Source organism: Mesorhizobium sp. KR9-304 (assembly GCF_040049215.1).
Classification (GTDB): Bacteria; Pseudomonadota; Alphaproteobacteria; order Rhizobiales; family Rhizobiaceae; genus Mesorhizobium_K.
In genome coordinates, this window is record NZ_JBDZDN010000003.1 from 321,612 (window position 1) to 336,243 (window position 14,632).

General features: G+C 65.7%; 16 protein-coding genes. 6 read left to right on the forward strand and 10 right to left on the reverse strand.

Going from position 1 to position 14,632, the window contains the following annotated elements; all coding sequences use genetic code 11:
• Positions 1–20: 20 nt before the first annotated feature.
• Positions 21–791 (forward strand): SDR family oxidoreductase, encoded by a 771-nt coding sequence (locus ABLE71_RS17750; RefSeq protein WP_348784793.1) that lies wholly within the window; start codon positions 21–23, stop codon positions 789–791.
• 60 nt (positions 792–851) lie between these two features.
• On the opposite strand, the gene ABLE71_RS17755 is transcribed toward ABLE71_RS17750, so the two are convergent.
• Positions 852–1,649: a copper homeostasis protein CutC gene (locus ABLE71_RS17755; RefSeq protein WP_348784794.1), complete on the reverse strand. Its 798-nt coding sequence runs from the start codon at positions 1,647–1,649 to the stop codon at positions 852–854.
• A gap of 160 nt (positions 1,650–1,809) precedes the next feature.
• Here ABLE71_RS17755 and ABLE71_RS17760 point away from each other — a divergent pair, with 160 nt between their 5' ends.
• Positions 1,810–2,187 carry a cupin domain-containing protein gene (locus ABLE71_RS17760; protein WP_348784795.1) on the forward strand — a complete coding sequence of 126 codons (378 nt, stop codon included), beginning with the start codon at positions 1,810–1,812 and terminating at the stop codon, positions 2,185–2,187.
• Between the two features lie 31 nt (positions 2,188–2,218).
• On the opposite strand, the gene ABLE71_RS17765 is transcribed toward ABLE71_RS17760, so the two are convergent.
• The 3 genes from ABLE71_RS17765 to ABLE71_RS17775 are packed head-to-tail and all read right to left on the reverse strand — an operon-like array spanning position 2,219 to position 4,472.
• Positions 2,219–3,148 (reverse strand): phosphatidate cytidylyltransferase, encoded by a 930-nt coding sequence (locus tag ABLE71_RS17765; protein ID WP_348784796.1) that lies wholly within the window; start codon positions 3,146–3,148, stop codon positions 2,219–2,221.
• A complete protein-coding gene (locus ABLE71_RS17770) occupies positions 3,145–3,834 on the reverse strand; it encodes a lysophospholipid acyltransferase family protein (protein ID WP_348784797.1) in 690 nt (229 codons plus the stop codon). The genes ABLE71_RS17765 and ABLE71_RS17770 overlap by 4 nt, the downstream gene beginning before the upstream one ends.
• Entirely contained in the window at positions 3,831–4,472 is a 642-nt protein-coding gene (locus tag ABLE71_RS17775; RefSeq protein ID WP_348784798.1) for a CDP-alcohol phosphatidyltransferase family protein, read from the reverse strand. Before ABLE71_RS17775 ends, ABLE71_RS17770 begins: the two co-directional genes overlap by 4 nt.
• A gap of 209 nt (positions 4,473–4,681) precedes the next feature.
• On the opposite strand from ABLE71_RS17775, the gene ABLE71_RS17780 reads away from it, so the two are divergent.
• Positions 4,682–5,566, forward strand: a complete 885-nt coding sequence (locus tag ABLE71_RS17780) for a lysophospholipid acyltransferase family protein (RefSeq protein WP_348785150.1) — start codon at positions 4,682–4,684, stop codon at positions 5,564–5,566.
• A gap of 109 nt (positions 5,567–5,675) precedes the next feature.
• The gene (locus tag ABLE71_RS17785; protein WP_348784799.1) at positions 5,676–6,068 is read left to right on the forward strand and encodes a hypothetical protein; all 393 of its coding nucleotides are present in this window, start codon (positions 5,676–5,678) and stop codon (positions 6,066–6,068) included.
• A gap of 36 nt (positions 6,069–6,104) precedes the next feature.
• Here ABLE71_RS17785 and ABLE71_RS17790 read toward each other — a convergent pair whose 3' ends face one another.
• Complete coding sequence (locus ABLE71_RS17790; protein ID WP_348784800.1) at positions 6,105–7,091, reverse strand: hypothetical protein; 987 nt, start codon at positions 7,089–7,091, stop codon at positions 6,105–6,107.
• A 114-nt stretch (positions 7,092–7,205) separates the two neighbouring features.
• Here ABLE71_RS17790 and ABLE71_RS17795 point away from each other — a divergent pair, with 114 nt between their 5' ends.
• Positions 7,206–7,790, forward strand: coding sequence for a nitroreductase (locus ABLE71_RS17795; protein WP_348784801.1), 585 nt, complete (start codon positions 7,206–7,208; stop codon positions 7,788–7,790).
• Positions 7,791–7,851: 61 nt separating this feature from the next.
• On the opposite strand, the gene ABLE71_RS17800 is transcribed toward ABLE71_RS17795, so the two are convergent.
• The 3 genes from ABLE71_RS17800 to ABLE71_RS17810 all read right to left on the reverse strand — a co-directional run bounded on the left by ABLE71_RS17800 (position 7,852) and on the right by ABLE71_RS17810 (position 9,600).
• A complete protein-coding gene (locus ABLE71_RS17800) occupies positions 7,852–8,178 on the reverse strand; it encodes a hypothetical protein (protein ID WP_348784802.1) in 327 nt (108 codons plus the stop codon).
• A 91-nt stretch (positions 8,179–8,269) separates the two neighbouring features.
• On the reverse strand, positions 8,270–9,148 hold the full coding sequence (locus ABLE71_RS17805) for a CoA ester lyase (protein ID WP_348784803.1): 879 nt from the start codon (positions 9,146–9,148) through the stop codon (positions 8,270–8,272).
• Positions 9,148–9,600 carry a MaoC family dehydratase gene (locus ABLE71_RS17810; RefSeq protein WP_348784804.1) on the reverse strand — a complete coding sequence of 151 codons (453 nt, stop codon included), beginning with the start codon at positions 9,598–9,600 and terminating at the stop codon, positions 9,148–9,150. Before ABLE71_RS17810 ends, ABLE71_RS17805 begins: the two co-directional genes overlap by 1 nt.
• Positions 9,601–9,773: 173 nt before the next feature.
• On the opposite strand from ABLE71_RS17810, the gene ABLE71_RS17815 reads away from it, so the two are divergent.
• Positions 9,774–10,895, forward strand: coding sequence for a DUF2336 domain-containing protein (locus ABLE71_RS17815; protein ID WP_348784805.1), 1,122 nt, complete (start codon positions 9,774–9,776; stop codon positions 10,893–10,895).
• Positions 10,896–10,941: 46 nt separating this feature from the next.
• Here the strand turns inward: ABLE71_RS17815 and ABLE71_RS17820 are convergent, their stop codons facing one another.
• Both ABLE71_RS17820 and ABLE71_RS17825 read right to left on the reverse strand, forming a co-directional pair.
• The gene (locus tag ABLE71_RS17820) at positions 10,942–13,512 is read right to left on the reverse strand and encodes an FAD-dependent oxidoreductase (RefSeq protein WP_348784806.1); all 2,571 of its coding nucleotides are present in this window, start codon (positions 13,510–13,512) and stop codon (positions 10,942–10,944) included.
• A complete protein-coding gene (locus tag ABLE71_RS17825) occupies positions 13,509–14,627 on the reverse strand; it encodes an alcohol dehydrogenase family protein (protein WP_348784807.1) in 1,119 nt (372 codons plus the stop codon). Before ABLE71_RS17825 ends, ABLE71_RS17820 begins: the two co-directional genes overlap by 4 nt.
• Between the last annotated feature and the right edge of the window lie 5 nt (positions 14,628–14,632).

Consider the following 14,632-nt stretch of genomic DNA (forward strand, 5'->3'; position numbering starts at 1 on the left):
CAGCGCGCCGGGGACCACGCATGGTCGGGAGACTGGAAGGAAAGGTGGCGCTCGTCGTCGGGGCCGCGCGAGGCATCGGCAAGGGTATCGCCGAGCGTTTCGCCGAGGAGGGCGCAAGGCTGGTGCTGGCCGACGCGCTGGCCGAGGCAGGCCAGGCAACCGCCGGCGAGTTAGATGCCCTGTTCCTTCGCACCGACATCTCGAAAATGGAGGACGCGGAGGCCGCGGTTGCGGTTGCCGTCGAGCGCTTCGGCCGCCTGGACATCATCGTACAGAACGCCGGCATCTACCCCTGGCAGCTGATCGAGGACACCAGTCCCGACGACTGGGACCGCGTCATGGCGGTGAACCTGCGCGGCGCGTTCAACGGGGCGCGGGCCGCACTCGTGCCGATGAAGAAGCAGGGATCGGGCCGCATGCTCTTCACCTCGTCGATCACCGGGCCGCACGTCACCAGTCCGGGGCACGGCCACTACTCCGCGACGAAGGCCGGTATCAACGGCTTCATCCGATCCGCCGCGCTCGAATTTTCCGGCTACGGCATCACCGTCAACGGCATCGAGCCGGGCAACATATTGACCGAGGCGATTTTGGAGCATCGCGACGCGGCGTTCATCAAGAGCATGGAGGACGCGATCCCGCTCGGGCGGCTGGGCAGCCCGCGCGACGTGGCCAACGCCTTCCTGTTCCTGGCCTCCGACGAGGCAGCCTACATCACCGGCACGACGATCGTGGTCGACGGCGGACAGCTCCTGCCCGAAGGGGCCGATTTCCGCATATTGCCGAAGTGAGTCGGCACGTCGTTTTGAGGCACTTCTCGTTGGAAGCGCCGACCGGGTTCCCCAACTGATTCAGGACCTCGCCGCGGCGATCGTCGCGGCCACGAGGTCCCGGTCGGTCACCGTGTTGCGGTATTCGCGGTCGAGATCGGCGCCTCCCATGCCGACGCGGGGATTGCGATAGTCCATGCCGCTTGGAACGTCCTTCAAGGCGGCAAAATGTAGTTCGGTGAGCCCGGTCGCCCGGCGGACCCCGGATATCGTTTCCGGTGCCAGCGCGCCGCAGCCGAGGATGATGATGCGGTCTCCGGCCTGCTTGACCAGCTCGGCCAGCAGCGGCGCGCCCTCGACCGCCGTGTCGCGCTGGCCGCTGGTCAGCACGCGCCCGACCCCGCAGCGGATCAGTGCCTCCAGTGCTTCGACCGGATCACGGGTCATGTCGAAGGCGCGGTGGCAGGTGACGGCGAGCGGACCGGCCGCTTCGACCAGTTCGGTCACGCGTGTTTCGTCGATCGAGCCGTCGGCGCTGAGGCAGCCTACAACGACGCCTGCGACGCCGAGCTCGCTGAGCGACTCGACATCGGCGAGCATGGAGCGGAATTCGGCGTCGCTGTAGAGAAAATCGCCGCCGCGTGGCCGCACGATGACGTGGAACGGCACGGTCGCCAGATCGAGCGCGCTGCGCACCGTGCCAAAACTCGGCGTGATGCCGCCTTCGACCAGGCTGGCGCAAAGCTCGACCCTGTCGGCGCCGACCTCCTGCGCGGCCAGCAGCCCGTCGATGCCTTCGACGCAGACCTCGATCAGGGGGTGGTTGGCAGGGGAAGAGGACAAGAGGCGGTCTCCATCGCAATTCGGAGTGCCTAGCATCGGCTGCCCGGCAGGCCAAGCCGCAACGCGCGGCATGCGGTCCGTTCGAGCTGCGCCGATCACTGAGCCGCGTTCACCATCTTCGTGAAATCAAATCATTGGATTCACGGGTGAGGCCTGGAATATCCGTCGCCGCGTCTCAGGCGTATCGGAGGTCTCCATGACGCACGTTCCTCAGCCGATCGTCGCCGGTCCAGGTTCGCCGGCGATCTCCGCGGCCGGTTCATCCTTCGTCATCCGCGAATGGACGATGCCCGGCCCTTACTATGTGCACGTGCATCATTCGGACGATGAAGCCTGGCACGTGCTCGAAGGCGTACTGCGCTTCAAGTTCCCGGACAGGGAGGTCGATGCGCCTGCCGGGACGACGGTCTTCGTGCCGGCGGGCGTCGCGCATACCTACACTGTGGTCGAGCCGGCCCGATACCTCATCATCCTGACGCCGAAGATCGACCGCCTGATCGGAAAACTGCTCGATCCTGCCGGCGTCGGCGATCTGCGCTCGACGCTCGGCGAGTTCGATACGGTGATTGTGTAGACTTAGGGAGCGCCTGCCATCGTTGCAGCGCTCACGCCGTGAACCAGTAGCGCGTGACGTGGAAGAAGAGCGGTGCCGCGAAGGTGAGCGAATCGACCCGGTCGAGCACGCCGCCGTGGCCTTCGATGATGTAGCCCCAGTCCTTCGCCTTGAGGTCGCGCTTGATGGCCGACAGCACGAAGCCGCCGAAGAAGCCCGCCACCACGATGACGGCGCTGACCGCCGCGGCCTGCAGCGGCGAGAACGGCGTCATGCGGTAGAGCAGCGTGCCTACGAGGATGGCGGAGAGGCCGCCGCCGACCAGGCCCTCGATGGTCTTCGACGGGCTGATGTTGGGCGAAAAGCGATGTTTGCCGATCAGCTTGCCCCAGACATACTGGAAGACGTCGCTGAGCTGCACGACGATGATCAGGTAGACGATGAGCAGGGCGCTCGGCACGCCAGTTTCCAGCATCAGCAGCGCCGGCGCATGGCTGATCGAGAACACGGTGAGCATCAGCCCCCACTGCACCTTGGCGCTGCGCGCGAGGAACTCGTTGGTGTCGCCCATCAGCGTGGCGACCGCAGGCAGCAGCAGGAAGGCGTAGACCGGGATGAAGATCACGAACATCCCGTACCATTCCGTGCCGAGCACGTAGTAGTGGTAGGGCAGCACGACGAAGAAGGAGAGAAAGAGCGCATAGTGGTCGCCGCGCCGCGACGGCGTCAGAGTCCAGAATTCGCGCAGCGCCATGAAGGACAGGATGGCGAAGAGCACGACCGTGGTCGTCGGCCCGAGCAGGATCGCGCCGCCGACGACCAGCACCATCACCCACCATGAGCGGGTGCGGGCATTGAGGTTGCGCACGGTGGCGATCGATTCAGGCTTGGTCGCGCGGCGCTCCAGCGCGTAGCCGACCAGCGAGGCGAGGGTCAGCAGCGCGACGATGCCGGCCAGGACGCCGAACAGGGTTTCCCTCATGGGCGCACCGCCGGGCTTTGGTTCGATGCGGCAGGCGGCGTGGAAACGGGACGCGCCACATCGAGCGCTAGCACGGCCGCGCGCGCCCTGTGCAGGAACGCGGCCTTCTCCTCGCCGGGTTCGAGGCGCAGCGGCGCGCCGAAGCGCGCGGTGCAGGTGATCGGCACGGGCAGCATGCTTCCCTTGGGCAGGATGCGCCTGAGATTGTCGAGATAGACGGGGATGAGCTCGACATCCGGAAAACGCTGCGCCAGGCGAAAAATGCCGCTGCGGAACTCGGCCACCTCGTCGCCGTCCGCGCGCGTGCCTTCCGGGAAGATCAGGATCGACTGGCCCCGTTCCAGCAGGCGTTCGACCGGCGCCAGCGGGTTGGTGCCCGGCTCGGGTTTGCGGTCGATCAGCACCGCGCAGACCACTGTTTCCGCGATGAAGCGGTGGAGTTTCGTCTTGCCCCAGTAGTCGCGGGCCGCGACCGGGTGCGTGCGGCGGCGCACTTGCCAGGGCAGGGCGGCCATCACGGCGATGGTGTCGACATGGCTGCCATGATTGGCGAAATAGATTCGGCGGGTGGGTTTCGGCGTACAGCCCAGCCACTCGCTGCGTGCGCCGAGCAGGATACGCACCAGCGTGATCAGGAATCGCCGGGCAAGTGCCGTCGCTTCGGTTTTTGCAGCCGCCGCGTTCATGGATGGTCCGGCCCTTGCTTCAGCTTTCGGGCGATGGCGAGGGTGCGGGTGACGCAGGTGACGAGCGACCCGGCCGCGACGACGGCTCCCGTGACGAGCAGCGGCCAAATGCCGGCTGAGAACAACGACAGCACGGCCTGGGCGGCGAGACCGGCGGTGAGCGCCGCCATGCGCCGCTGCTTGGCCATGACGCCGCTGAAATCCTGCGCCAGCCCGAGCGAACCACCAAAGACGCGGACATAGGCGGTGAGCGCGGCAAGCAGGGCGCTGGCCCAGCCGAGCCACGGCATACCGGCGGCATAGCCCAGCGGCACCAGGAAGAGCGTGTCGGCGATGCGGTCGGGAAATTCGTTGTAGATCGCGCCGACGCTCGACTTGCGGCCGCCTTCGATCGCCACCATGCCGTCGAGGAGATTGCAGGCGAGGCGAAGCTGGACGCAGGCGGCTGCAGCCAGCCATGCGAGCCAGTGCCCGCCCTCGAAGATGAGCAGCCCGCCGAGCGCGGCGAACAGCATGGACGTCACCGAGATCGCGTTCGGCGACACGCCCTTTCGCGCCAGCCAGGCGCTCGACGCTATTGCCCACGCGGATGATCGCGCCGCGATCGGGCGGCGCGCAGTCTCTTCATGCAATGTCATCAAGCCCCCTTGCTGCGGCGACGCTATCATATGGGCGAGCGCGGCTGAACTGGGAGCAGGGCGCCGGCAGGCGCTTTCAACGCATGTTTCATGCGCCTGTCATGCGACGCGGCTAACCCGTGCGCATGCTGCCTCGGCGAAAATCCGATTCTCGTTTCACCGAACTGTCCTATGCGAGCGCCGCCGATCCGCGGCTGTAGCGCTGGTTCATCCGCTCCGTGGAAGGTCTGTCGGGCAGGGACCGCTATGCCGCGATCTACGATCTGTGGCGCAAAAGCATCGCGCCGACCGGCGATCGCATCTTCGGGCAGATGCTCGATCTTGTCGGCATCGGCGTCAATGCGATCGGGCAATGGCCGCCGGCCGGCCTGCGGGACACGCCGAACACGCCGCTGGTGATCGTCGCGAACCATCCGTTCGGGATTGGCGACGGCATCGCCATCCTGTCGCTCGCCGAGCGGCTGGGCCGGCCTTTCCGCGTGATGATTGCGTCGGAACTCCTGAAGATCAAGGAGATGGAGCCCTATTCGCTGCCGGTCGATTTTTCCGGCACCAAGGAGGCGCTGAAGAACAATCTCGCCATCCGCCACGAGGCGGTTCGGCTGCTCAAATCCGGCACCACCATCGTCGTCTTTCCGGCGGGCGGAGTGGCGACCGCGCCGCGCGGCTTCGGCGCGGCCGAGGACCTGCCCTGGAAGATGTTTCCTGCCAAGCTCATCCAGGAGGCCAGGGCGTCGGTCGTGCCGATGCATTTCTCAGGCCAGAACGGGCGGCTCTTCCACATCGTCAGCGGGCCGATGAACCTGTTGGAGCGGGAAGGGCGGCTGGCCAGAATGGTCGGCAAGGTGTCGCTGACGTTGAGGCTTTCGATGCTGGTGCGCGAGTTCGCGCGGCTGTCCGACAAGACGATCGACGTGCGCATAGGGCGGACGCTCGCATGGGACGAACTCGAACCCATGCGAGACCGCAAGGCTCTGCTCGGCGAATTGAAGCGGGCGGTGTTCGAACTGGCGCCGGCGGCGATGCCCAGGCGTCGCATCGCGGTGCGCTTCAAGCTGCGCGGTCGCGAAGCCGCGAAGGCAGCCCGATTGTGACAGAGAGCCTACCCTGATCGACGTGCCTCCGTCAGCCCCGTCGCCTTAATGTGATTTGCAAGCGTCGAGGCGTTCGCCCACTGTTCTGCCGTTGTTGCCGAGGCGGCCGATGGACGAGATCAGGCGGGTTGCTTTCGAGTGCGTCGGGCGCGCCGTCATGTTCGGGTCGCTTGCCATTGGCTGCGTCATGATCGGCTTTTCCTTCAACCCGGTTTCGGCCTTCCGCTCCGGCGCGTTCCTGACATTGATCATGGCGCTGGCGCTGGTCTGGAAAGCAATGACCGCGGGCACGAAAAATCCCAGGCACACCGAGGTATGGCTCTATCTCGACGAGAAATCCCGCCCGGCCGATGTCGCCGCGCGGCGGGTATTCGGCACCGTCATGCGCGACACATACGGGCTCTACGCCCGCATTGCGCTCGGCGTGGCAGCCGGTTTCTTCCTGCTGTCGTTCGTTCTGATGCTGTTCGGGCTGCAGTCTTACGTGCCGCCGCAGGGATAAGGTTCTGCCTGATTGGGGTCGGGCGGCCGGTTCCGCTTAGTCCGCGCCGTCCATGTTCTCGACCGTGTTTGCCTCGGTCGCCAGGACCTCGACGTCCTGGTTGCGCCCGCCGACGACGGTGAAGTCGCGCTGATAGATGCGGTCCTTGTTCTTGGCGATGATCGTATAGTCGCCTTCGGCGAGCACCAGCGATGCGAATGCGCCGACGACCTCGCGCACCGGATCGCCGGACGAGGAGAGGATCGACCACGACGTGTCGGCGATGGCCTCGCCACCGGGTTCGCGCACCAGCTTCATGGTCAGTTCGGCGGCGTGATGCTCGACGGTCGCCTCGGTCAGCTTGCCGGCCTCGATGCGGATGTCGGAGCGGATGACGGCGTTGACCGAACCGTAGGTCGACACGATGTGGTAGGTGCCGGAGTTCAGCCGCACCACCGAATTCGGGCTGACATCGGGGATGATCAGCGCGCGCTCACCATTGGTGTCGGTCTCGGCCTCGTAGATGGAGAATTTCAGCTTGCCGGACGGAATGCGCACGCCGCCGGCCAGCGTGGCGTCGAGCTTGAGGCCGCCGGCGTCGAGCACCAGGCTCTCGCTCTTTGAATCGCGGCCGACGGTGATGCGCTTGGTGGCGCCCGCGCGGCCGTAGGATGCATGGACGAGGTAGCCGCCGGGCGCGAGTTGGAAGACGCCGCTGCCGCCCTCTGACGACGCGATCAGCGGCAGCTTGCCGTCGGGGCCTGCCTGCTGCCCGAAGATGCGCCAGACGAGGCCGCGCGATATGTCCTCGCCTTCCTCCGTCAGCTTGGCCGAGAGCGTGATCTCGCCGCCGGTCGCGAGCGCGAGCGGAGAGGAGGGGTCGGTCGCGGGCGCGAAACTGGAGAACGAGGGCAGGTTGAGGTCGAGAGCTGGAGTGCCCATTCCCTCGCCGCTGAATTCCTGCGCGTTGGCCAGCGCGGGAAGCGCCGTGAAGGCGGCGGCGCTCAAGAGCACGACAAAAAGACGGATTACCCCTCCGGTCATGCTTGCGTTCTCCCCCAACCAGATGGCAATTTCAAGGCCTTAATTCGCCAAGAGCCGCCGCACGCCGCCACATGCCTGCCGCCGCGCTTCAGCCAAAATCCCGGAGACACGCGCATGGCATCGCCCATCATCGACTTCCTCTTGACCCGCAATTCCGCGCCGATCCCCGAGCTTAAGGCGCCGGCTCCAACTGATAGCGAGATCGCGACCGTGCTCGCCGCCGCGACGCGGGTGCCCGATCATGGCCGGCTGGCGCCGTGGCGCTTCATCCTCTACCGCGGCGAGGCGCGCGAAAAAATCGGGGAAAAGCTGCTCGAACTGGCTGAGAAGCGGGAGGGACCGCTGCCGGAAGGCCGCCGCAACCAGGAGCTGACGCGATTCTCGCGCGCGCCGCTGGTCATCGGCGTGATTTCCAGCCCGAAGGACAACCCGAAGATCCCGCAATGGGAGATGTTCCTGTCCGGCGGCATGGCGGCGATGAACCTGATGATTGCAGCCAATGCGCTCGGCTACGGCACCAACATGATCACCAACTGGTATTCCGACACGGAGGAGGGCCGCGCGCTGCTCGGGCTGGCGCCGCACGAGCGAGTGGTCGGCTTCGTCCATATCGGCACGCATGACGGGCCGGGATTCGAGCGCCCAAGGCCGGATGTGTCCACGCTCTATGCCGACTATTCGGGGCCGTGGGCGGGATAGACGACAAGCATGATATGCGGGTCCACCACCATATCGCAGCGAGATCGCATCCTGACTTGTGCTATTCGGCGGGGGCGCCGATTATTCCGAGATAGGCTCCGTTCTCCTCGAAGCGGCAGTCGAAGCCGGCATCACGGTCGGTGCCTTCATCATCCACCGTGCCCAAAACCAGGAGCTTTCCCTCACGCCTGATAGGCGGATCCGTCGTGATGGCGTCGAGTTGCACTTCAAATCGTGCCGCTGCCGCGTTCTGGCAGAACACGGTCATTTCGGCTTCAGGAACGACAGTTCCAAGACCGGGTTCTTCGGCCGCGTTCCCGCTCCGGGCCATGACACAGCCAACGATCGCAAGCGTTAGCAGCACGCCCTTCGACTGATATGTCATCATCGCAGATCGCTCCTCGTTTCAGTTCGGACGTTCGCATCGGTCGTCCACCCTCACTTTAACGCAGCGTGTATCCTGTGTCGCGCGCCTACCATTAGGCCACCACCCCCGCCGCCCGCGCCCTCGCCAGCAGGCGTTCGGCGCGCTTCAGGTGCGGGATGTCGTACATCCGCCCGTCTATTCCGACGACGCCGGGATTGCCCGCCGCGGCGAAGGCCGAGACCAGCGCCTGCGCATGCGCGACCGCCTCCGCCGCCGGCGTGAAGACCTCGTTGATGACCGGCACCTGCGCCGGGTGGATCGCCATCTTGGCGGTGAAGCCGTCGCGCTCAGCCTCGGCGCACTCCCTGCGCAGGCCGTCGAGATCGCGGAAATCGATGAACACCGTATCGATGGCCGGGACGTCGGCTGCGGATGCGGCGAGCAGCGTGACCGCCCGTGCGTAGCGGAACACGTCGGTGTAGCGTTTGTGCTCGTCGCGCGGCGTGCGCGCGCCGATAGCCGCCGACAGGTCCTCCGCGCCCCAGGTGAGGCCGGCAAGGCGCTGGCCGGCGTTCGGGTAGGTGGCGGTGGACAGCGTGGCGAGAGCCGTCTCGGTGATGATCGGGATGATCCTGATGCCGCCGTCCGGCAGGCCGTTCTCGATCTCGGCGACGCGCAGCTTGGTCGACAGGTGCTGCACGTCCGCGCCATTGACCGATTTCGGCAGCATGATGCCGTCGGGCCGCGCGGGCACGATCGCGGCGAGATCCTCGTCGGTAAGGCCGGTCGCGTGATCATTGACCCGCACATACACGAGTGGGCCGCCGGCCCGCCGGGCGCGGATGACATCAGGCGCGAGGGCGCGGGCGAGCGCCTTGTTCCCAGGCGCGACGGAATCCTCCAGGTCGACGATCACCAAATCGGCGCCGGCCGAAAATCCCTTTTCCAGCTTCCTTTCCGAATCGCCCGGAACAAACAGCAGCGAGCGCATCAGGCGCCCTTCTTCTTGATCATCGCCTGCCTGAAACATTTCGCGACCAGCACGCCGTTCTGGTTGAAGGCGCGGTGCTCGAACTCGACGATGCCGCGGTCGGATTTGGATTTCGACTCGCGCACCGACAGCACTTCTGTCTCGACTCTTATTGTGTCGCCGTGGAAGACGGGGGCGGGGAAGACCGTTTCGGTCATGCCCAGATTGGCGATGGTGGTGCCGAGCGTCGTGTCATGCACCGAGATGCCGATCATCAGGCCGAGCGTGAACAGCGAGTTGACGAGCGGCTTGCCCCATTCGGTCTTCGAGGCGAAGTCGAAATCGATGTGCAGCGGCTGCGGGTTCAGCGTCATCACGGAGAACAGCATGTTGTCGCTCTCGGTGACCGTCTTGGTCAGGCCGTGGCGGAAGACGTGGCCGACCTGGAATTCCTCGAGATAAAGCCCGGCCATCCGCGATCCTCCCTGCATACCTCACCGGAATAGGCCGGCCAAGCCGGGTCCGGCAAGCCGTTTCACCGGTTAATGAACATGGTGAACCAAACGTAAACCATTTCTGCCTACGGTCCGAACGACGCCACGCGGGGTGTTGGCGGATATTCGCCTGGGGGCGCAAGCAGGCATTGATGGTCGTTTCGCATTTTCTGAAGTGGATCAACACGGCCAAGGCGAACGAACGCGCGGCGGCCGCCAGCGCGCTCGCCCGCGCCTATGTCCAGCACGATCTCCCGTTCGAGGACCGCTGCGCGGCGGAGGCAGCCCTTACCCTTTTGCTCGACGACCCTTCCGCCAAGGTGCGCAAGGCCATGGCCGAGGCGCTGGCGCTCTCCCGCAACGCGCCGTTGCAGGTCATCAGCGCGCTCGCCGGCGACCAGCCCGAAGTGGCGGGCGTCGTGCTGGCGCGCTCGCCATTGCTCACCGACGCCGACCTGATCGAGCGCGTGCTTTCTGGCGGGAATGCGACGCAGATGCTGATCGCCGACCGGCCCGCCGTGTCGATGGAACTCTCCGCGGCTATCGCCGAGATCGGCGGGGCCGATGCCTGCCGCATGCTCGTCGCCAACAGCGGCGCCGACATCGCCGCGCTCTCCTTCCGCCGCATGGCCGAACGCCACGGCCATGTCGGGCCGCTGCGCGAGGCGCTGATCGCCGACCGGCGCATGCCCGCCGACTGCCGCCACATGCTTCTCGTCAAGCTCGGCGAGGCGCTGAAGGGCTCGCCGCTGGTGGTCGCGGTGATGGGCGTTTCGCGGGCCGAGCGCCTGCTGAAGGACGCCTGCATGAAGGCGTCGCTGACGCTGATCGACGGCACCCGCTCCGAAGACTATTCGGCCCTGATTGCGCATCTCAGGGTGCGCGGCGACCTGACGGCCAGCTTCATCATCCGTCTGGTCGCGCACGGCAAGGTGGACTTCTTCGGCTCTGTGCTTGTCGCGCTGGCAGGATCGTCCGATCAGCGCGTGCGCTCGCTGCTCGCAGCGGGCAGCGACGTGGCGCTTTCTGCGGTCTTCCGCGGCGCCGGCCTTTCCGATGCCGTGCATGGCATCCTTATCCGTGCGCTGAAGGTCTGGCGCGAAGTCGCCAACGGCAAGCGCGTCGCCGGCGCGCAGGAAGTCTCCTGGCTGATGCTGCGGGAGATCGGCGGGCACGAGGCCGATGGCGACCTCGCCGCGCTGCTGAAATCCATTCACCTCGACGCGCTGCGCGAAAACGCTCGCGAGCATGCGCTGGCGATCGCCGCGGCGTAGTCGGCAGGCTCGCAGCTTACCGGCTGAGCGGAGTTGATGCGGGCGGCTACCCCCGCATCTTCCCGCCATCGGGGTCGAAGGGCGGCTCGACATTGATGCGGGCTGGGCGGCGGTGTCCGAGGATCTCGATCTCGAACAGGCCTTCGCTTTCGTCCCCGGCAAGAGCCGCCGGCACATAGCCTTGCGCCATCGATTTCCGGACGTAATGCGCATAGCCGCCGGAGGTGACCCAGCCGACCACGCGCCAGTCGCCGTCGATGATGCCGCGCACGGCCGACGCGCCGGTCGCAGCGGTCGAGCCGCGTGCTTCCTTGCCCTTGGCGTCAAAGCGCGGCGCGCCATAGCCGTGCGGCTTCTCGACCGTCCCGTAGTCCTTCGCCACCTTCGCCCAGATTGGCTCGTCGCCCATCACGTCGGCGTCGAGCGCATCGACGATGAGCGAGACACGGCGCAGTTTCGGGCCTTCGGCCAATTCCTTCGCAGCGGCCTCGCGGCCGACGAAGTCGTTCTTCTCAAGCTTGATGAAACGATCCATGCCGCCTTCGTAGGGACCGTAGATCGGACGCAGCTCGCGGAACCAGGTCGGGAAGTTTTTCTCGAGCCGCATCGACAGCAGCGCGCGCATGCCGAAATCGACGATGCCGAACTCTTCGCCCGCGCTCTTGATCGCGGCATAGACCAGCCGCTGATAGGCCGGCGCCATCCATATCTCGTAGCCGAGATCGCCGGTATAGGTGATGCGGTTCACCAAACACGGCGCGCCGCCGACCGCCATCTCCAGGAAATCCATGAAGCGGAACGCCTTGGTCGAAACATCGACATCGACCAGCTTCTGCAGCAGCGCCTGGGATTTCGGGCCGGCGATGGAGAGGCCGACAAGCGTCTGGTCGAAGCGGTGAATATTCACGCTGCCGTCCTTCGGCAGGTGCTTTTCGAACCAGCGCATGTGGTACTTTTGCGCCGCCGACGAGCCCCAGATCATGAATTTTTCCGCGCCGGTCTTCGCGATGGTGAAATCGCCGATCAGCTTGCCGAACTCATTGAGCATCGGCGTCAGCACGATCCGGCCCTTCTTCGGCATGCGGTTGGTCATCAGCCGGTTGAGGAAGTCCTCGGCGCCCGGTCCCGACACCTCGTATTTGGCAAAATTGGCGGTCTCGGTGACGCCGACGCTTTTCCGAGTCGCGCGCACTTCGTTGCCGACATGCTCGAAATCGTTCGAGCGGTGGAACGACACCTTGTCCTTCGGCTCGGTACCCTCAGGCGCGAACCAGAGCGGCGTCTCCAGGCCCCACGAATCGCCCATCACGGCGTTCTGGCCAACCATCGTGTCATAGAGGGGCGTCGTCTGCGCCGGGCGTGCGGCCGGTAGTTCCTCGTTGGGAAAACGGATCGAGAAGCGGCGCGAATAGTTCTCGCGCACCTTGGCGTTGGTGTAGCGCAGGCTCGCCCACTCGCCCCACCGTGCCACGTCCATGCCCCAGACGTCGAAGCCCGGATCGCCGTTGACCATCCAGTTCGACAGCGCCAGCCCGACGCCGCCGCCCTGCGAAAAGCCGGCCATCACGGCGCAGGCACACCAGAAATTGGTCAGCCCCTGCACCGGTCCGACCAGCGGGTTGCCGTCGGGCGCGAAGGTGAAGGGGCCGTTGATGATCTGCTTGATGCCGGCCTTCTCGATCCCCGGGAAATGTTTGAAACCGATCTCCAGCGACGGCGCGATACGGTCGATGTCGGGCTGGAGCAGCTCATGCCCGAAGTTCCACGGCGTCTCGACCGGCGACCACGGCTTGCACGCCTTTTCGTAGGTGCCGAGCAGAACGCCGTTGCGTTCCTGGCGCGTGTAGATCTCGCCCTTGAAGTCGAGCACGCCGACCATCTCGCGGCCGGTTTCCCTGTTGAAGGCCTCGACCTCTGGCATCGGTTCGGTGAGCAGATACATGTGCTCCATGGCGAGCAGCGGCAGTTCGACGCCGACCATGCGGCCAACCTCGCGCGCCCACAGGCCGCCGCAGTTGACGACGTGCTCGGCCTTCACCGTGCCCTGTTCGGTGACGACGTTCCAGGTCCCGTCGACCTCCTGCGTCAGCTCGACGACGCGGTTCCTGAGGACGATTTCGGCGCCGAGCTTTTTCGCCGCTTTGGAATAGGCGATCGTCGTGCCGGACGGATCGAGATGGCCTTCGACGGGGTCCCACATCGCGCCGACGAAATTCGTCTCGTCCATCAGCGGGAACATCGCTTTTGCTTCCGACGGCGTGATCAGTTCGGTGTCCATGCCGAGATAGCGACCCTTGGCATGCGCCAGCCGCAGGAAGTCCATGCGCTCGGGCGTGTCGGCCATCATCACGCCGCCGGTGAGATGCAGCGAGCAGGACTGGCCGGAAATCTCCTCCAGCTCCTTGTAGAGCTGCACCGTATAGGCCTGCAGCTTGGCGACGTTGGGGTCGCCGTTGAGCGTGTGGAAGCCGCCCGCCGCATGCCATGACGAGCCGGAGGTCAGTTCCGAGCGCTCGATGAGCACGATGTCGGTCCAGCCGGCGCGGGCGAGATGGTAAAGCACCGAGCAGCCGACGACGCCGCCGCCGATGACAACCGCCTTGTAGTGGGATTTCATGGTTCGTCCTGTCGATTGGGCGCGTGGTCGTCCCACAACGCATCCGGCACGAGCACGAGCTTGCCGGGGTGGCTCTTGGTGACAAAGTCGATCTGCGCCTCGTGGATCGCAGAGAGAGGATAGGTTTTCGCCACGACCGGGCGGATTTCGTCTGCCTGGATGTAGCGCACGAGGTTTTCCAGAATAACCATGGGCTGCCAGGTAGCGCCTTTCAGCGTCCAGTCGTTGAGATAGAGATCGCGAAGATCGAGCGAAACGATCGGACCGGCAATAGCACCGGAGACGACGTAGCGGCCGCCGCGCTTCAGGCAGGCGAGCAGAGAGGGCCAATCCGGTCCGCCGACGAGGTCGACGATGAGATCGACGCTGGCACGACCGATGGCCGCCGTTGCATTGTCGTCTCGAGCGATGACATGGTCGGCTCCGATGCGCTCGAGAAAATCGAGCTTTGCCCTTGCCGCTATCGCCGTCACATGGGCGCCTCGTCGTTTTGCAAGTTGCACAGCGGCGGAACCGACGCCACCGGACGCCCCGGTAACGAGCACGCGATCACCAGGCCCAACACCTCCGCGTTCGAGCATGTTCTCGGCGGTCGACCACGCGCAGGGGATCGAGGCGAGTTCTATGTCGGACCAGCCGGACTCGACTGGAACCACCATCTCGGCAGGTATCGAGACGTAGTCGGCAAAGCCTCCATCCATTTCGGAACCAACGGTGACGGTGACCGGTCCCTCGGCGGAGTCCCCCGCAGGCTGCATGGTGCGTACGAGAACACGCCGGCCGATCAGGGCTTGATCCGCGGCATCGCCCGCCGCGACAACCCGACCGCAGATGTCGGCGCCCTGGATGCGCGGAAATGCCAATGGGACGCCCGCCCAGCCGCCGTCGTCAGCCGTCGCGCCGGCGGCGCTCGAGGCGGTGTCGCCGGTCACCGCCTTGGAATACCAGCCGGTTCGCGTGTTGATGTCGGTGTTATTGACTCCCGCAGCGGCCACGCGGATCAGTACATCGTTCGCGCGATACGTGGGCACCGGCCAGTCGCTGCGCACGACAAGCTTGTCCGGCCCTCCATGGCCGGTCAGGATCACGGCCTGCATGGTTGTCGGCAGTGGCATGGCCC